The organism is Pauljensenia sp. 27098_8_83 (genome assembly GCF_041432695.1).
GTDB lineage: Bacteria > Actinomycetota > Actinomycetes > Actinomycetales > Actinomycetaceae > Pauljensenia.
In genome coordinates, this window is record NZ_JAPWAD010000006.1 from 89,300 (window position 1) to 107,231 (window position 17,932).

The 17,932-nt window shown below is 63.3% G+C and carries 14 protein-coding genes; 12 read left to right on the plus strand and 2 right to left on the minus strand.

Going from position 1 to position 17,932, the window contains the following annotated elements:
* Positions 1-6: 6 nt before the first annotated feature.
* From O3656_RS04005 to O3656_RS04015, 3 genes are all read left to right on the plus strand, one after another.
* On the plus strand, positions 7-1,593 hold the full coding sequence (locus tag O3656_RS04005; protein WP_500062727.1) for a PrsW family intramembrane metalloprotease: 1,587 nt from the start codon (positions 7-9) through the stop codon (positions 1,591-1,593).
* A gap of 91 nt (positions 1,594-1,684) precedes the next feature.
* Positions 1,685-2,533, plus strand: coding sequence for a PrsW family intramembrane metalloprotease (locus tag O3656_RS04010; RefSeq protein ID WP_500062728.1), 849 nt, complete (start codon positions 1,685-1,687; stop codon positions 2,531-2,533).
* The gene (locus O3656_RS04015) at positions 2,530-3,057 is read left to right on the plus strand and encodes an NUDIX hydrolase (protein ID WP_500062729.1); all 528 of its coding nucleotides are present in this window, start codon (positions 2,530-2,532) and stop codon (positions 3,055-3,057) included. The genes O3656_RS04010 and O3656_RS04015 overlap by 4 nt, the downstream gene beginning before the upstream one ends.
* Positions 3,058-3,066: 9 nt before the next feature.
* Here O3656_RS04015 and serB read toward each other — a convergent pair whose 3' ends face one another.
* Entirely contained in the window at positions 3,067-3,750 is a 684-nt protein-coding gene (gene serB / locus O3656_RS04020; protein ID WP_500062730.1) for a phosphoserine phosphatase SerB, read from the minus strand.
* Between the two features lie 2 nt (positions 3,751-3,752).
* On the minus strand, positions 3,753-5,036 hold the full coding sequence (locus O3656_RS04025; protein WP_500062742.1) for a glucose-1-phosphate adenylyltransferase: 1,284 nt from the start codon (positions 5,034-5,036) through the stop codon (positions 3,753-3,755).
* Between the two features lie 123 nt (positions 5,037-5,159).
* Here O3656_RS04025 and glgA point away from each other — a divergent pair, with 123 nt between their 5' ends.
* The 9 genes from glgA to O3656_RS04070 form a co-directional block, all read left to right on the plus strand.
* Positions 5,160-6,383 carry a glycogen synthase gene (glgA, locus tag O3656_RS04030; RefSeq protein ID WP_500062731.1) on the plus strand — a complete coding sequence of 408 codons (1,224 nt, stop codon included), beginning with the start codon at positions 5,160-5,162 and terminating at the stop codon, positions 6,381-6,383.
* A gap of 36 nt (positions 6,384-6,419) precedes the next feature.
* The gene (locus O3656_RS04035) at positions 6,420-7,208 is read left to right on the plus strand and encodes an ABC transporter ATP-binding protein (protein ID WP_500062732.1); all 789 of its coding nucleotides are present in this window, start codon (positions 6,420-6,422) and stop codon (positions 7,206-7,208) included.
* Positions 7,209-7,221: 13 nt separating this feature from the next.
* Entirely contained in the window at positions 7,222-7,695 is a 474-nt protein-coding gene (locus tag O3656_RS04040) for an NfeD family protein (protein WP_500062733.1), read from the plus strand.
* 44 nt (positions 7,696-7,739) lie between these two features.
* Entirely contained in the window at positions 7,740-8,699 is a 960-nt protein-coding gene (locus O3656_RS04045; RefSeq protein WP_500062734.1) for an SPFH domain-containing protein, read from the plus strand.
* 70 nt (positions 8,700-8,769) lie between these two features.
* Positions 8,770-10,110 (plus strand): glutamine synthetase beta-grasp domain-containing protein, encoded by a 1,341-nt coding sequence (locus O3656_RS04050; protein ID WP_285098020.1) that lies wholly within the window; start codon positions 8,770-8,772, stop codon positions 10,108-10,110.
* A complete protein-coding gene (locus O3656_RS04055; RefSeq protein WP_500062735.1) occupies positions 10,107-13,043 on the plus strand; it encodes a bifunctional [glutamine synthetase] adenylyltransferase/[glutamine synthetase]-adenylyl-L-tyrosine phosphorylase in 2,937 nt (978 codons plus the stop codon). Before O3656_RS04050 ends, O3656_RS04055 begins: the two co-directional genes overlap by 4 nt.
* Positions 13,040-13,711: a histidine phosphatase family protein gene (locus O3656_RS04060; RefSeq protein WP_500062736.1), complete on the plus strand. Its 672-nt coding sequence runs from the start codon at positions 13,040-13,042 to the stop codon at positions 13,709-13,711. The genes O3656_RS04055 and O3656_RS04060 overlap by 4 nt, the downstream gene beginning before the upstream one ends.
* A 173-nt stretch (positions 13,712-13,884) precedes the next feature.
* Entirely contained in the window at positions 13,885-15,267 is a 1,383-nt protein-coding gene (locus O3656_RS04065) for a lipase family alpha/beta hydrolase (protein WP_500062737.1), read from the plus strand.
* On the plus strand, positions 15,264-17,932 hold a 2,669-nt coding region (locus tag O3656_RS04070; RefSeq protein WP_500062738.1), incomplete at its 3' end, for a tetratricopeptide repeat protein. The genes O3656_RS04065 and O3656_RS04070, both read left to right, overlap by 4 nt.

Consider the following 17,932-nt stretch of genomic DNA (forward strand, 5'->3'; position numbering starts at 1 on the left):
AGAACTATGAGCAACAATTTCCCGCATTCCATGCCTCCGCAGGGCAATATGCCGCTGAATCAGCAGCAGAACCAGTCGGCTCTGGGCGGTCAGTACGGTGCGCCGGCGAGTTCGGGTTACGCTCCCGTGCCTCAGCCCCAGCAGGGACAGTCGGCGCCGGGTGGGCAGTACGGTGCGCCTGCGGGTTCGGGTTACGCTCCCGTGCCTCAGCCGGGCGCTTCGGATGTGCCGCAGCCGCAGGAAGCGAGCGTTCCGCAGCCGCAGCCTGCGCGAAGCTACGCTCCCACTGCTTCCACCGGACAGTCTTTCGGCACTTCGGCACAGATTCCTGCTCCAGACCCGATGACCCGCTTCGAACCAGAAGCACAGTTCACCCCGTCCTTCCAGTCGTTCGTCAATACTGCGCCGACCATGCCCGGGCCCAGCGCCGCACAGTATCCGCAGGCTGCACCACAGCAGGTGCAGGCGTGGGCTATGCCCACAACTGCCAAGAAAGCGCCGGTTTTCGAAGCCGTCGTGATCGGTGTCGGCGCGGCTTTGATGCTTGTGGGTATCAGCGGCTTCCTCTTCGCGAGCGGACCGTTCCTTGGTCTTCTCCTCGCCATCTGCTGCCTGATTCCTCTTGCCATTACTCTGACGTTCCTCCAGTTCGTGGACCGCTTTGAGCCCGAACCGTGGTGGACGAAGATCGCGGCTCTGCTGTGGGGCGGTGGTGTGGCGATTTTCTTCGGCATCATCTCGAACGAAATCGCCGGCAGTGTTATCGCAAGCGCAACCGGTAGCGAAGCTGCGGGACAGATTTTTATGGTCGTTGTTGCCGCTCCAGTCGGCGAGGAATTCCTCAAGGCCCTCGGCGTGCTCGTGATCGTGATGATGCGTCGTAACAGCATTTCCTCCCCGCTCGATGGCCTCGTTTACGCCGGTTATTCAGCGGCCGGATTCCTGGTTGTCGAAGACTTCACCTATTTCGTGAGAGGCGCCTACGCCGGGCAATTCGCTCAAATGTTCATGATGCGTGTCTTCCTGGGTGTCTTCGGACACATCATGTACACCTCGTGCACCGGCTGGGCGATCGGGTGGGCTGCGACGCGCACTCGTTCGGTGGGTACCGGCATCGGCGTGAGCCTCCTCGGCTACCTCATCGGTGTGACGATGCACGGTGTGTGGAACGGATCCTCGGTGATCTCTGGCAGCCGCGGTGGCTTCTTGTTGCTCTACTTCATCATTCAGGTTCCCCTGTTCTGTGGCTGGCTGTTCTTCGTGTCCCGTGCGATGCGTCGAGAGCGGCGCGATATCGCCGCCGGTCTCATGCCCTACGTCAACCAGGGCTGGATTCTGCCCAGCGAAGTCCAGATGGTGTGCGATCCCGCTGCACGCCGAAACGCGCTCTCCTGGGTGGCGAGCGGCGGCCCTGAAGCAAAGCGGGCGATGAAGTCCTTCATGAACAACTTGGCGTCCCTCGGCCTCGACCAGGTCATCATGAACGTGCGTGGTCCCGAACCGGGGCGGATTGAGGATACGCAGCAAAAGGTGCAGGAGGCGACGACGCAGCGTCAGACGTTCCAGGCGCTCATGGGCATCCGCCCCATGTGAGTCTTTCGATTCACACGGTCGTTGCATGGCGTTTTCATAGGTCACGCATAGGTTGATGTCGCACGATGGTGGGGATAGAAAGGAAACAAACGTGACTCACACTCATCCTGCCCGCCCTTCGTCGCGGGCCCTCACCGTGTGCTCGATCATCTTGATCGTCATCAGCATTCCGGCACTAGCTCACGAGGTGCGTGGTGCGATTGACGATGCCAGCAGTTCCACGGCGGCTCTCGCAGTGAGCGCCTCGTGCGTCAGCGCTCTCATCGGCCTCCTCTTCTTGGCCTGGGCGGCGCGATTCACTCCGTCGATCCTGTCATGGATTGCCGCGTTCACGTGGGGCACCGGCGGTGCGCTCATGATCGCAGGCATCGGGAACGGCCTGATCGACGCCGCGGTGGAATCAACCAGCATGAGTGACGATGCGGTTGACTTTGTCACTTCCGTTGCCACGGGGCCCGTCGTGGAGGAGACCGCGAAGGGCATCGGTGTTCTTATCCTGATCCTCGCCGCCCGTAAACTGCTGACCCATCCGTCTCAGGGCGCAGTCCTGGGTGTCCTCGTTGGTCTCGGCTTCGCGTGGGGCGAGGACATGGGCTACTACGTGAGCGCCCTCGACGAGGGGATGGGCGGACTGTGGGAATCCTTCCTGGCGCGTGCGCTCCTGGGCGGATACGGGCACGCGATCTTCACGGGCGTCTTCGGCTACGCTCTCGCGTGGGCTGCGCTGCGCGCGAAGAATGTGCTTGCGGGCATCCTCGTTGCGGTCGGTGGATTCGTCGCAGCCCTCGTGCTTCATGGGCAGGCCAACGGCGTTGGCTTCCTGGCGCCCGAGGACTCGTGGAACCTCACCTACGGAGCTATCGAGGTGCCCGTCCTGCTTGTGAGCGTTGCGCTCCTCGTGTGGGGCCTGCGTCGTCACCGGGCTACCCTGGAGGCATGAGCGCACTCGACTGGCCCGTGGACGCGGACGGCTATCCCCACCGGGAGGCCGCCCGCGTCCTCCTGTTTGACGATGCGGGACGTGTCCTGTTGGCGAAGGGCCATGATGAGGATCAGCCTGAGCGATTCTGGTGGTTCACGATTGGCGGTGGCATCGAGGAAGGAGAGGATCCGCGCAGCGCAGCTGTCCGTGAGGTTTTCGAAGAAACCGGGATCGTGCTGGCCCCTGACGATTTGGTCGGCCCCGTCCTCTATCGGACCGCTGAGTTTGACTTCCTGGCGGTCACCGCACGCCAGGACGAGTGGTTCTTCCTCGCTCATGCGCCGTCGACGGCGCTGAGTCGGGAGGGGTGGACCGATCTGGAGCGATCCGTCATCGACGCGCAGGCCTGGTGGGACCTTGACGAGGCTGTGGCTCAGATTGACGCAGACATCTACCCCGCGCAGATTCTCGAGTACGCCCGTACGTGGCGTGACGGCTGGGACGGGCACATGATCCGCCTCACGGACACGCGCGAGCCCTGACGTCGGCGGCTAGGCGAGTCCGAGGGGAGTGATCGCCAGGGAGAGATCCGGCGTGTTGAGCTGGATCGACACCTGATCGCGAACGGCGGGCTTTGCGCAGAACGCGATACCGACGCCGGCCTCGTGCATCATGGGGATGTCGTTCGCCCCGTCGCCGATCGCAACCGTGCGCTCGAGGGGGAGGTTGAGCGCCGAGGCCCACGAACGCAGGCAGTCGACCTTCACCTGGGAGGTGACGATGCGGCCCAACACGCGGCCCGTCAGTACACCATCTACGACCTCAAGGTGGTTTGCCACGTAGAAATCAATGCCGAGGGAGGCCGCCAGGGGAGCGACCACTTCCTCGAAGCCGCCCGACACGATGCCGAACTTGCCGCCGCAGCGGTGGACCGCTTCGATCAGCTCGCGTGCGCCCTTCGTGGGAGTGATGGAGGTCAGGACATCGCCGAACACGGATTCTGGGACACCCGCGAGGGTCGCGACTCGCTCGCCCAGCGACTGCGCGAAATCGAGCTCGCCGTTCATGGCGCGGGAGGTAATCTCGGCGACCTGCTCTCGCGTACCCGCGGCCTCGGCGAGCTCCTCGATGACCTCCTGGCAGATCAGCGTCGAGTCGACGTCTGTGACGACGAGGCCGGGTGCCCCGCTGGGAAATAGCAGCGGGGCACCCGGCTCATCGAGATGGAGCATCATACTCACTTGTGGACGACAGTGCCCTTGGGAACGACCGTGATGCCGGACTCGGTCACCGTAAAGCCGCGCTCGAGGTCGTGCTCGAGATCGACGCCGACGACGGCGCCCTCCTCGACGATGACGTTCTTATCCAGAATCGTCTTGACGACCCGTGAGGAACGACCGATGCGAGACCCGTGCATAACGACCGAATCCTCGATCTTCGCCCATGAATGAACGTAGGTGTGAGGGGAGACGATCGAGCGCACGATCTCGCCACCGGAAACAATGACGCCGGGGGAAACGAACGAGTCGATCGCATGACCCAGGCGATCCTTATCACCGTAGACGAACTTTGCGGGTGGCAGGGAACCGTCGATCATCGTCATCGTCGGCCAGTCGCGGTTGTACAGGTTGAACACCGGGTGCACCGAGATGAGGTCCATGTTCGCCTCGTAGTAGGCGTCCAGCGTACCAACGTCGCGCCAGTAATCGCGGTCGCGGTCGGTCGAACCCGGCACGTCGTTGTCCTGGAAGTCGTAAACGCCGCACTCGCCGCGCTCCACGAACCACGGGATGATGTTGCCTCCCATGTCGTGCTTGGAATCGGGGTTGGCCGCGTCCTCGCGCAGGGCGTTGACCAGATCCTTCGTGGTGAACACGTAGTTGCCCATCGAGGCAAGCACCTTGGTTGGGTCGTCGGGCAGGCCGACAGCGTGCTTCGGCTTCTCGAGGAAGTTCTTCACGACGCCGCCCTCGCCGTCGATGACGCCGAGCGCGGGAGCCAGCTCGATCGGCTGGCGGATGCCGGCTACCGTGGCGGGCAGGCCCGAATCGATGTGGTGCTGGACCATCTGCGAGAAGTCCATGCGGTAGATGTTGTCAGCGCCGATGATGACGATGTATTCCGGTGCCTCGTCATCAACGATGTTGAGGGACTGGTAGATAGCATCCGCGCTACCCAGGTACCAGTGCGGTCCGCGACGCTGCTGGGCCGGCACGGGGGCAATGAAGTTGCCGAGTAGGGGAGATGTGTACCAGGTCTTCGTGACGTGGCGGTCAAGGGAATGGGACTTGTACTGCGTCAAGACGACAATCTTGAGGTATCCGGAATTCACGATGTTCGACAGCGCGAAATCGATGAGACGGAAGTGACCACCGAACGGGACGGCCGGCTTTGCGCGGTCCTCCGTCAGGGGCATCAGTCGCTTACCCTCACCGCCCGCGAGAACGATTGCCAGGACGTGGTTCTTTGCCATGTGGCACCTCTTCGTTGGTCGAGTGGACTCGCATCGGCGCGAATCCATGGGAGTGGTCACACTGTATTACAAATGTCTATCGATTGCTACACCGTCTCGTTTTCTATCAGCACTGACGTGAGATCGGATACCATGTGTGCTACGCGTCGCTACTGTCGGAAGGACCCCATCATGCGCGTCGATCTGCTTACCCGCGAATACCCGCCCCACGTCTACGGAGGCGCTGGCGTTCACGTCCTTGAACTGGCAAAGGTCCTGCGTGGGCTGATCGATGACCTGCGGGTGCAGGCGTTTGACGGTCCGCGCGAGCCGGGCACCGACGGTGCTGACCCGGGAGTGACCGGGCATGCCGACCTGCCTCAGTTGGCCGGAGCGAATCCGGCCTTACGTACCCTGGGCGTTGACCTTGAGATCGCTGCTGCATGTGAGGGCTCGGACCTCGTGCACTCGCACACGTGGTACGCGAACTTCGCCGGTCATGTGGCTTCATTGCTGAGTGACATTCCCCACGTTATCTCCGCCCACTCGCTCGAGCCGCTGCGCCCCTGGAAGGCCGAGCAGCTCGGCGGCGGCTACCGCCTCTCCTCCTACGTGGAGAAGACCGCCTACGAGGCGGCCAGCGCGATCGTCGCCGTGTCGAACGGTATGCGCGACGACATCCTGCGCTGCTACCCGGGCATTGATCCCGACCGAGTGCACGTCATCCACAACGGCATCGACCTGAACAAGTGGCACGCGCCCGAAGGCGAAGCAGGAGAGGAACTGCGTGCCCGCGTGCTCGCCGAGCACGGTATTGACCCGTCGCGTCGCACCGTCGTCTTCGTCGGCCGTATCACCCGCCAGAAGGGCCTGCCGTACTTCCTGCGCGCCGCCCAGCTTCTCCCCGAGGACGTCCAGCTGGTCCTGTGCGCAGGTGCCCCCGATACCCCCGAAATCGCGGCCGAGGTTGAGGGCCTCGTCGCCGAGCTGCGTGCCCGACGCTCCGGCGTCGTCCTCATTTCCGAAATGCTTCCCCAGCCGGAGGTTGCTGCGATCCTTTCCTCGGCGCAGGTGTTCATTACGCCTTCCGTCTACGAACCCCTCGGTATTGTGAACCTGGAGGCGATGGCCCTGGGCCTGCCCGTCGTTGGTACCGCAACCGGCGGCATTCCCGACGTGATCGTCGACGGAGAGACGGGCTACCTCGTGCCGATCGAGCAGAAGCAGGACGGGACGGGAACGCCGCTGGATCCGCGTGCGTTCGAGGAAGCGATGGCCGACCGCCTGATTCGTGTTCTCGACGATCCCGAGCTGGGCCGCCGCATGGGCGAGGCCGGCCTGGCACGCGCGCGCGATCACTTCTCGTGGGAAGCGATCGGCGTTAAGACCGCCGAGCTGTATCGTTCGCTCGTTTAGGGCGCACGCCACCCTACAGACGACTAGGCTGGATACATGACTTACGTCCTGAATCTTTCGCACGTGTCCGTCCAACGAGGGGATACGCAGATCCTGTCCGATGTCTCATGGTCAACGCGTCCGCGTCAGCACTGGGTCATTGTTGGTCCAAACGGTGCGGGCAAGACCACGCTGGCGCGCGTCGCATCTGGTCGCGTTGCGCCGGACGCCGGTGAGGTGACTGTCTCGGACACGGATTTGGCGCAGGCGGATCCTGCCGAGGTAGCTACTCGCGTCGGACTGGCCTCCGCTGCGGTGGGTGCCAAGATCGTGCCGACGCAGTCGGTTCTCGACACTGTTCGCAGCGCCGCCTGGGGTTTGGCTGTGGCTCACGACGAGGAGTACGAACAGGTTGATGACGAGCGTGCTCGTGCGCTCATGGAGATCTTCGGCATTGATCACCTCGCTCAGCGTGAGTTTGCGACACTGTCGGAGGGGGAGGCGCAGCGCGTGCTCCTCGCCCGAGCGCTCATGACCGACCCGGAGGTCCTCGTCTTAGACGAGCCGACGTCCGGGCTCGATCTGGGCGCTCGTGAGTTGCTGATCGCCGCTCTTTCTGAGATCATGAAAGGTTCCAAGTCTCCTCAGATCATCTTGGTGACCCACCAGATCGAGGAGATTCCTGATGGCGTGACGCATTGCGCGATCATGTCACAGGGGCAGATTGCCCATCAGGGTCCGATTGAGGATGTTCTGACGGGCGTCAATCTGTCGCAGGTCTATGGCATGCCGCTGCTCGCCGGTCGCACCGATGGTCGCTGGTGGGCGCGCGGTGTGACCGAGTAAGAGAGGCAGGGCGATGAATACCTGGTGGCTGTGGATCCTTGCGGCACTCGTGTGCGGCATTGTCGAGGTCATGAGTGTGAGCTTCGTGTTCTTGATGTTCGCGATTGGAGCTCTTGCCGCCGGTATCGCGGGAGCGTGTGGCGCGAGTCTGACGGTCCAGGTGATCGTCTTCATCGTCATATCCATCGCTCTCCTGTTTCTGTTGCGTCCGTTCCTGAAAGGACGGATTGAACGATCGAGCAATTATGTTCCCAGCAATACGGACCGCCTGATCGGCAAGAGTGGCTACGTCACCGAGGCAGTGGGTGTGCGTCACGGACGTATCCAGTTTTCTGGCGGTGAATGGAGCGCGCGGACCGAAGGACCGGAGTTGCCCGTTGGTGCCGAGGTACGCGTTGATCGTATCGATGGTGCAACTGCCGTTGTCAGCGCTCTTCACCTGGCGCAGCAGCCCCCCGCCCAGCCGTCTGCAGGTTCGGCCTCCTGATAGACCCGACTTGTTGACTTTGAAGTAAGAAAGGAAAGACGACAGTGAGCTCAGCAGAACTCTTTGGCGATGTCGCGTTCATCGTGATCCTTGCCCTCGTCATCTTTGTCGTTGTATCGCTTGTCCGCGCGGTCCGCATCGTTCCGCAGTCGCAGGCGTACGTCGTCGAGCGTCTGGGACGTTACCAGGCCGTGATGGAGGGTGGTTTCCACCTCCTCGTCCCCTTCGTGGATCGCGTCGCAGCCCGTATCGACCTGCGTGAGCAGGTTGCGAACTTCCCGCCGCAGCCTGTCATCACCGCCGACCAGGCGATGGTGTCGATCGACTCCGTGATCTACTTCCAGATCACGGATCCGCGCAGTGCTACCTACGAGGTGGCCAACTTCCTGCAGGCGATTGAGCAGCTGACCGCGACGACCCTGCGTAACCTGATTGGTTCGCTCGATCTCGAGCAGACGCAGACCTCGCGCGAGTCGATCAACAAGCAGCTGCGCGGTGTCCTCGATGAGGCCACGGGCCCGTGGGGCATTCGCGTCACCCGCGTGGAACTCAAGTCGATTGAGCCGCCGCCGCGAGTGCTGGCCGCCATGGAGCAGCAGATCACGGCTGAGCGCACCAAGCGTGCGACGATTCTGACGGCCGAGGCTGAGCGTGAGGCACAGATCAAGAAGGCTGAGGGCGCCAAGCAGGCCGCAGTGCTGGCGGCTTCTGCTCAGCAGGAAGCACAGGTGCTCCAGGCCAAGGGCCAGAGGGAAGCGCTGATCCTGCAGGCCGAAGGTGCACGTCAGGCGCAGATCCTGCGTGCGCAGGGCGAGTCCGAGGCCATCCAGACGGTCTTTGCGGCAATTAACGCCGGCAAGGCCACGCCCGAGCTCCTGTCCTACAAGTACCTTGAAATGCTGCCGAAGATCGCTGACGGTCAGGCGTCCAAGCTGTGGATGCTTCCTTCCGATCTCACCGGCGCACTGGAATCCATCTCGAAGGGTTTCAACCTGGGCAAGTAGACTGAAGCCATGCCGGGCCGACCGCAGTCCCTGCGGTCGGCCCGTTCATTTTCTCGACGGGAGGACATCGGTGGATTCGCATCAGGAATATGTGCTGCGTGAGGTGGCGCAGAAGAATATTCGTTTTATTCGTTTGTGGTTCACGGATGTTGCGGGCGTCTTGAAGTCAATTTCGATCGACCCGGGCGAGCTTGAAGAAGCGTTCGCCGAGGGCATTGGTTTCGACGGCTCGGCGGTCGAGGGCTTGACGCGCGTCTACGAGTCGGACATGCTCCTGAAGCCGGATGCCTCGACGTTCCAGTTGCTCCCGTGGCGTTCGAATGATGACCCGGTGGCGCGCATGTTCTGCGACGTGCTCATGCCTGACGGGCGGCCTGCGCCTTCCGATCCGCGCGGCGTACTTGAGCGCACCGTCCAGCGGGCCGCGGATGCGGGTTTCCGCGTCATGATCCACCCTGAGATCGAGTTTTATCTCCTGCGTCAGCCGGTCACCCCCGACCGCATGATTCCGGTCGACCAGGCCGGCTACTTTGACCACGTCGCACGCGGGGATTCGAATGACTTCCGTCGTCGTGCGGTTCGTATGTTGGAGGACATGGCGATCCCTGTCGAGTTCTCCCACCACGAGGGCGGGCCCGGGCAAAACGAGATCGACCTGCGTGCGGTGGATCCCGTACGCGCTGCGGACAACATCATGACTGCACGTACCCTGATCGAAGAGGTCGCGCTGCGTGAGGAGCTCGTCGCCACGTTTATGCCCAAGCCGTTCATCGAGCATCCGGGCTCGGGCATGCACACGCACCTGTCGCTGTTCGAGGGCGAAGAAAATGCGTTCTTCTCCCCGGCGGGTCAGTACCGTCTGTCGACGACGGGGCGCCAGTTCATCGCGGGCCTGCTCGCGCACGCGGAGGAGATCGCGGCGATCACGAACCAGCACGTGAACTCCTACAAGCGTCTGTGGGGCGGGGGAGAAGCTCCTTCCTACGTGTGCTGGGGTCACTTGAATCGTTCTGCGCTCGTGCGCGTCCCGCTGTACAAGCCGAAGAAGGCCGCTGCCGCGCGCATCGAGTACCGCGCTCCCGACCCGAGCGCGAATCCCTACCTCGCCTTCGCGGTCCTTATTGCGGCGGGCCTGGAAGGCATCGAGAAGAAGATGGAGCTCATGCCCGAGGCCGAGGATAACGTGTGGGACCTGTCGGATCGTGAACGCCAGGTGATGGGTATTCGCGCGCTTCCGGCATCCCTGGCTGACGCCGTGCGCTCCATGAAGAGCTCCGATCTGGTGGCTTCTACCCTCGGTGAGCAGGTTTTCGACTACGTTATTCGTAACAAGCGCAAGGAATGGACGGAATATCGTCAGCAGATCACTCGCCAGGAGCTTGAGCAATTCCTGAAGGTCGTTCCGCGGTGACGCCGGACGAGCTTCGGATTGCCGGGTTCCTGGACCCGCGCCGCGCGCTCAGCTTTTTCGAGGAGCTGCCGGGCGGTGCCGAGGCGTGGGAGCGTGACCTGGGCGCGAGCGCCGATCCCGACCAGGCGCTCCTGGCCGCGATCCGTCTGCACGAAGCAGACCCCGGCCTCGTGCGCGGGCTCGTGGACAAGCCCGACGCCCGGCGTCGCGTGTGTGCCGTGCTGGGCGGCAGTCAGTGGCTGGGCGACTACGTGATCGCCGATCCCGCGCGTGCGGTGTCTATCTGGGAGGACCCCGGCCAGAGCAGGCAGGTGCTCCTGGCTTCCGTGGGCGCAACTCGGGCTGAGGGGGGAGCCTATGTAGCCGCAGAGGGGGCGAGCGCGGACGACTTGCGCGCAGCCTACCGACGCGTTCTCCTGTCTGTGGCCGCCGACGATCTGACAAGTGAGGATCCCGAGGCTCTCATGCCCGAGGTTGGGCGACGCATTGCGGACCTCGTGGATGCGACGCTCGAGGCTGGTCTCGCACTCGCCCGTCGCGACATCGATCCACAGGGGCAGACCCCGTTTGCGATCATCGCGATGGGTAAGACGGGGGCGCGCGAGCTCAACTACATCTCCGACGTTGATGTCGTCTACGTCGCGCAAGCCGGGCTAGACCAGGACGAGCGTGTGGCCCTTGAGGTCGCTACGCGACTTGCGGCGGCAACGGCTTCCGCGTGCTCGGGGCCGGGCACGCAGGCGCCACTGTGGACCGTGGACGCGAACCTGCGCCCGGAGGGACGCAACGGGGCCCTCGTTCGCACGGTTGAGTCCTACCGCCAATACTGGGACAAATGGGCACAGACGTGGGAGTTTCAGGCGCTGCTGAAGGCCCGTGCCTGCGCCGGAGACGAGACTGTTGGGCGCGCCTTCGAGGATGCCGCGCAGCCCTACGTGTGGAGCGCCGCCACTCGTGAAGGGTTCGTCGAGGCTGCGCGTGCGATGCGTCGAAGAGTCGAGGACAACATCTCGCGTTTGCATGCGTCGCGTGAACTTAAGCTCGGACGTGGCGGCCTGCGCGACGTCGAGTTCACGGTCCAGCTGCTCCAACTTGTCCACGGCCGCACGGATGCTTTCTTGCGCGTGCGCTCGACGCTGGAGGCGATTGAAGCGCTGCGAGACGGCGGCTATATCGCTCGCAGTGATGCTGATCAGCTCGCATCCTGCTATCGCTTCCTGCGTGCCGTCGAGCACCGTACGCAGCTGCCTCGTATGCGCCGCACCCACCTGATCCCGGACAAGGATCGGGAACTGCGTGTCCTCGGGCGCGCGATGGATCGCTCGCGCTTCCCCGACGCGGGCTCGATCAGTGCCGCGATCGATGAGGTACGTGCACGGGTACGGGCCCTCCATGAGGATGTGTTCTACCGACCGATCATCGCCGCGACTGCGTCGCTGAGCGAGGACGAGGTGTCCCTGCATGCAGATGGCGCGCGCGACCGACTGGCCGCGATCGGCTACCGTGATCCGGCGGGTGCCCTCACACATATCGCTGCTCTCACGCAGGGGACGAGCAGACGCGCTGCAATTCAGCGCCACCTGCTCCCGGTGTTTATCTCGTGGCTTGCGGCGGGGGCCGACCCCGACATGGGTCTGCTGAATTTCCGGATCCTGTCCGAGGACATCGGCGATTCGCACTGGTACCTCGCGCTCCTGCGTGACTCCGGCGTTGCTGCTCGCAGGCTCACGACCATGCTCCCGAACTCCAGGTGGATCGCCGAGGCGCTCGCCAAGCGTCCCGAGGCCGTCGCCTGGCTCGATGACGATGACGAGCTGGCACCGCGCGAGCCGCATCGGCTGGCTCGGGAAGTGGCGGCGCTCATTGACCGCCATGAGGATGCGTCCGAGGCAGCTGCCCGAGTCCGTGCTGTGCGCACGCGTGAGCTGACCCGTTGCGCGATGACCGACCTCCTGGATGGCGTCAATCCTCGTGGAAACGCGATCGCCGACGCCACGGATGCTGCAATCCTGGGAGCCCTCGCCATCGCCCAGCGGGAGGAAATCGAGCGCTGGGGCGGGCAGCGGGCGAACGTTGTCTTTGTCGCGATGGGCCGCTACGGCGGACGGGAATGCTCGTACGCATCGGACGCAGACGTGATTGCCCTGCACGAGGCCGCCGGCGGAGCTTCCGACGCGGAGGCGGCGGCAAGCGCGACGGCGATCGTCAACCGCGTGAAGAAGCTCCTTGGCTCTGCGACTAATCAGCTGGGCATTGTCGTCGACCTCGATCTGCGGCCCGAGGGCAAGAACGGCCCGATGAGCCGCACGATCGAGTCGCACCGTGAGTATGCGCAGCGCTGGGCATCGACGTGGGAGAGACAGGCGGCGGTGCGTGCGCGCCCGATCGGGGAGGGGAGCCTCGCCGATCAGGCTCGAGAACTTTTCGCGGAGCTTGCGTACGGGGGAGTGAGCGAGGCAGACGTGCGCGACATCCGCTTGCTCAAAGCCCGCATGGAAAACGAGCGCCTGCCGCGCGGCATTGAGCCTGCTCGTCACGTGAAGCTCGGACCCGGTGGCCTCACCGACGTCGAGTGGACGATCCAGCTCATTCAGATGCGAGCAGGAACAAACAACCCCGCACTGCGTACGCCCTCGACGACGCAGGCGATTCGAAGCGCTCGGGAGCACGAGCTGATCAGCGCTCAAGACGCGCAGACTCTTCTCGATGCCTGGGACATGGCCACCCGCATTCGCGTGGCCAACACGCTGGCGACTGGGCGCATGAGCGGTGTGAAGCTCGACGTCTTGCCTCGTGACAGCGCGGAGCTGCGTGCCCTCGCAGCGATCCTCGGGTACGGTAGCGGCGGGCTGAATGCCCTCGAAGACGATTGGCTGCGCGCTGGACGCAAGGCGCGCGCCGTCATGGAACGACTTTTCTGGGAGCAGCAGTGAAGATTGTGCTGGTACGGCACGGACAGACCCCCGCGAATCGCCTCGGCGCGCTCGATACGGTGCGCCCCGGCCTCGGACTGACTCCCGAAGGGCTTCTCCAGGCCCAGCGCCTCGCGGATCGATGGGAGTCCGAGGTTGCGCCTCCTCCCACGGTCATCGCTTTGTCTGGGCTCCACCGCACGCGTCTGACCGCGGCCCCGCTGGCGAGCGCCTACGGGCTGACCCCGCAGGTGCACCCTGGCATCCGCGAGCTGCGCTCCGGCGATCTCGAAATGGCGGCCGACCCGTGCTCTCAGTCCCTCTACGTGCACACGACCCTGTCGTGGTGCGCCGGGGAGTTGGACAACCGTATGCCGGGCGGCGAAAACGGGCGCGAGGCCCTGGCCCGATCGCTGGAAACCGTGCGCCGCGTGGGCCTGGCCGCTCGCGAGCAGGCGGGGGACGAGGCCGTCGCAGTGTTCGTCATCCACGGTGCCCTCACGCGCCTGCTGGCCACGTGGCTGTCCTCCGACATCGACGAGGAACTCGTCTCCAAGCACTTCATGTCCAACACGGGCACGTCCACCTTCGAGTGGGCGCCCGACTTCGCCCCCGCCTCGGCCTCCGAGCTGGCCAAAGGCCTGCACGCCCTGACCTGGAACGACCGTCCCCTCGATCAGTGGTTGTGAGACGATTCGCCGCCTGAATGCCCGGCCTCGGGGGCGACGAACGCTGAGATCTCGTAGAGGTCTGTATGAGAACTGATACCGGTTGATCCGTTTGTTGTCGTCAAACCGTCAGTCGAGGTACCCTGAGCTTGTGGTCAGTGTCATGTAAGACACCACAACGAGGAGGTACGCCGATGTCCCGTTCCCTGCCACTGGTCGTCGTCATTCCCGGTATCGGGGGAAGTGAACTCGCCGATTCGTCGGGGAAACGAGTGTACGGAGCCAGCGTCTCCGGCTTGGTCGCTCGCCTGTGTGAACCGAGCGTGCTCGATCTGAACAACGAGCTGCGCCCGGTCGGACTTGTCGGGCCCTGTTCGGTGATATGTTGGCAACTCATTACCGGCTACGACGGCTTGCTGAACGGTATCAGCAAGGGACTGGGACTATCCCCTGGACGCGTCGTAACCGCGGGTGCGGATCTCGTCGATCCGGACGCTACCGTGGTCGCTTTTCCTTATGATTTCCGCCGGTCGGTGGAACATATCGCCAATGATTTGGACCGTGTCGTGCGCGAGCGGGCGCAGGGACGGCGCGTCGTGCTCGTCGCGCACTCGATGGGGGGCCTGGTTGCCGCGTGGTGGTGGGCTTTCCTTAGCGAAGGTATCGATGTCGCTGAGATCATTACGCTAGGAACACCATATCGAGGTGCTGCGAAGGCTCTCAATGTCTTGGTTAATGGGATGCGCATCGGGCCATATGTGCCTCAGGCTGTTACTGACACGGTGAGGACATGGGATTCCGTCTTCGATCTGCTGCCCCACTACCAGGTTGTCAACGGGAATGATAAGTACCGGTACCCGTACGAATTGCCTTCTGGCATCACGTCAGCCATCACTGGATTCTCAGGTAAAGCGCGCGCGGCCTATGTGAAGAACCGATGTTTGCATGACGCACTGGCCAATAAGGTTTTAGAGAGTGGGCGTAATCCCTTCACCGTCTACTACTCGCAGGGACACACAACTCTGGGATGCGCTAGCATCGATGCTCACTCGAATCAACTCGTGGTGGCCAAGGGAAACCCGCGAGCGATCCCAGCGAGCTGGGATGGCGGCGACGGGACAGTTCCGGCGTTCTCCGCGATCCCCGATATTGTGGAAAGCGACTTTTCCCGGTGGCGGCGACTGGCTGGCAAGCACCAAGGCCTGGTGGAAGAGAAACCGGTGTTTGAGCATGTGTCGGAGTACGCGCGGGATCGTTTGCCTGCTGCGGCCAGGGGTGCTCGCGGACATGATGTCGATGCATACCTGCAGCTCGATCTCGAGGATGTCGTGCTCGCGGGCACTGAAGCTGAGGTGAGGCTGCGCGTGGTAGACAAGGCTGGCAGTGTATTGGATGTGGGGAATGTCGGCGGCAACGTCGGCGGTAAACGGTTCCTGGCGAACCGCCGTGACGACGGTTGGTGGTCGGCTCAGCTTCCGGCGCTGGAGGAGGGCGTGCACTCGTTGATGTTGTCGGCGACGGGTGTGCCCAACGTCGATCGTCTTGTGTTGAAGACGCAGGTGGGGGCAGCTTCGTGAACGAGCGCAATCTGTGGGATTCAATCAACCACCCGACGGGCTTGGTGGATATGGTTCACGTCGGGTGGGTGCAGCGGTTGCTTCGTTCTGCGCAGTGGAGCGGTTTCCCCGGTCCTGAGCCTGACCTCGTTGCTCACGGACAGACGCGAGTGGGCCCTCATGCGAGGAAGATTTTTGAGAAGTTCGCGGAGCTGGGGATCGAATACGTTGCGGAGCCGACAGATAGCGAGCCTGGGGCGCAGCGTATTCGGCCCGTCAATGAGGTGCTTAAATTCGGCAAGGCGACGTGCGTGGATCTGTGTGTGGCCTTTTGTTGCGCTGCGCTTGATGCTGGGATCTACCCGCTGATCTTGACGGTGACGGCTGACGGTGGGCAGCGGCGGCACGCGATCGTCTTGGTGCCGATGGAACGTCAGTGGGCCATGGGGTGCGACGTCCTCATCGACGAAGGGTTCAGCCGTGAGTCGATGCTGCCTAATCGGGAAGACCTGAGAGATCTCGTGGTCGGGTCCGCCGATGATCCCGGGGGTTCGTGGTTGGCGATCGACGTCGAACAGGTGACAGAACCTGGGGCTGGGTGGGGCGTTGCGCTCTCCCGCGGTGCCGCCTATATCCGGGACTGGGACTGGGATGTATTAGTGGACATTGGGGGTCTGCGCAGTCGCATCCCTGATCGGGAGATTCCGCCCGGGGGGCACATCGAGAAGGTCTTGGCCCCTGCTTATGCCGAGCTGCCCGAGGATTTCACGCCCCTGCAGCTCGTGCGGGCGCGACATGGTGCGGTGCCATATCAACAGTGCGACGAGTTCCGTCAGCTTCGCGAGTGGGCAATGATGACGGCGGATGCTGCCGCGCCGTCGCAGAGAGGACGTAGTGGCGACATTGCTGTCGCTGTGGTGACGGGGGCGGGTGGCTCCGGGAAGACACGCTTGGCCGCGCAGCTGTGCCATGACCTGTCGTCGATCGGTTGGTACGCGGGGTTCTTGCCCTCGACGGTCGATGTGACGGATGAGGAGCTGTCTGCTCTCGCGGAAGTGACCACTGAGCTTCTGGTGGTGGTGGACTACGCTGAGGAAGCTCGGCGAGGTCTCGTCGCACGGGTGGTTCGTAAGCTGCGGGCGAGGCACTCGCCGACCCGGATCGTGTTGACAGCGCGTGGCGCCGACGCGTGGTGGGAGGAGTTCCGCGAGGAGGCGGAGCAAGACGGAAGCGTACTCAGTAACACACTGTCACTGTCCATTCGGGGCAAGCAACAGGTGGAGAGGGATCCATGGTTCTTCGGGCGCATGTATCGCAGGGCGGTTCAGCAATTCTCTGACAAGCTCAATAAGGCTGTTCCCACGGACGTTGAGGTTCCCGACTACCTTGGGGATACCGCTCTTGACGCAGTGTTGAGGGCCTGGCTCGCCGTGTGCGGCGACAATGATGGGGCTCAGGAGGCTATGCCGACCCGGCAAGAACTCTATGACAGGGTTATGTCGATCGAGTTTGCACGGTGGCGTCAGGAACTGATACTGGAGGAAATTAGCCGTAAGCAAATGCGTCAGGCTGCAGCTACCCTCAGCTTGCTTGCCCCGAGCCAGGACGAGGATGCGGTCGACGACGTCCTGAGCAGATTGCCAGAGTGGAGTCAGGAGCATCTGCTCCGCAGTCGTTTCGCAGAACTGCTAGTCCAATCCTTCTTGCGTGATGACGGTGCTGAGGCTGTGAGCCTGCGGCCCGATCCGGTTGCAGAACACCTCATCCTGGAGGTATTCGGAAAGAATCCGGACCTGCTGGTTCGGGTGCTTCCACAGGATCCGGCGCAGGTACCTGGCTTAGACGACCCCGATGCTGAGGACTCTGTCGTTACGCGTGCGCTCGAGATAGGCCAACAGGTGCGCAACGCGTGCGTGACCCTCACACGTGCCTCCTCTCTCGATAGAGAGGTGGCACTTCGCCTGGCCCGGCGTGCTCTCCGTGAGAGGCCATTCCTGTGGAAGGAGGCGCTGGACGTCGCGCTCACTCAGGGAGGACCGCTGGCACCCGCTCTCGAAGCGCTCATCGAATCCGGTGCGACCCTGCCACTCGGTGAGATTGATGATGCGATTCCTGTCGGGCACCCGGTATTGGCGGAAGCCGCTTTGGCTGTAACCAGGCGCCTTGCAGCTTCCGCTGAGCGTAGTCCCGAGCAACAGGCACGCTGGGCCAATAACCTGTCCATTCGTCTCTCGGATGTTGGGGATCGGGTGGGGGCGTTGGAGGCGGCCCGTGAGGCGGTGCGTTTGCGTCGGGCGCTGGCTGAGGCTTCCCCGGCGGCCTACACTTCCGGCCTGGCAATGTCATTGAGTAACCTAGCGAATTGTTTGTCGGGTGTGGGGGAGCGGAATGGGGCGTTGGTGGCGGCTCATGAGGCGGTGGAGCTGTATCGTGGGCTGGCTGAGGCTTCTCCGCAGGCTTACACCCCCGACCTGGCACTGTCGTTGAATAACCTGGCGAACATTTTGTCGGGTGTGGGGGAGCGGAATGGGGCGTTGGTGGCGGCTCGTGAGGCGGTGGAGCTGTATCGTGGGCTGGCTGAGGCTTCTCCGCAGGCTTACATCCCGAACCTGGCTGCGTCGTTGAATAACCTAGCGGCCTTTTTGTCGGCGGTGGGGGAGCGGAATGAGGCGTTGGAGGCGGCCCG

Bases quoted from the DNA above. Each gene is read 5' to 3' on its own strand.
- O3656_RS04005 (WP_500062727.1), top strand. From the start codon at position 7: ATGAGCAACAATTTCCCGCATTCCATGCCTCCGCAGGGCAATATGCCG.
- O3656_RS04015 (WP_500062729.1), top strand. From the start codon at position 2,530: ATGAGCGCACTCGACTGGCCCGTGGACGCGGACGGCTATCCCCACCGG.
- serB (WP_500062730.1), bottom strand. From the start codon at position 3,750: ATGATGCTCCATCTCGATGAGCCGGGTGCCCCGCTGCTATTTCCCAGC.
- O3656_RS04025 (WP_500062742.1), bottom strand. From the start codon at position 5,036: ATGGATTCGCGCCGATGCGAGTCCACTCGACCAACGAAGAGGTGCCAC.
- glgA (WP_500062731.1), top strand. From the start codon at position 5,160: ATGCGCGTCGATCTGCTTACCCGCGAATACCCGCCCCACGTCTACGGA.
- O3656_RS04035 (WP_500062732.1), top strand. From the start codon at position 6,420: ATGACTTACGTCCTGAATCTTTCGCACGTGTCCGTCCAACGAGGGGAT.
- O3656_RS04040 (WP_500062733.1), top strand. From the start codon at position 7,222: ATGAATACCTGGTGGCTGTGGATCCTTGCGGCACTCGTGTGCGGCATT.
- O3656_RS04065 (WP_500062737.1), top strand. From the start codon at position 13,885: ATGTCCCGTTCCCTGCCACTGGTCGTCGTCATTCCCGGTATCGGGGGA.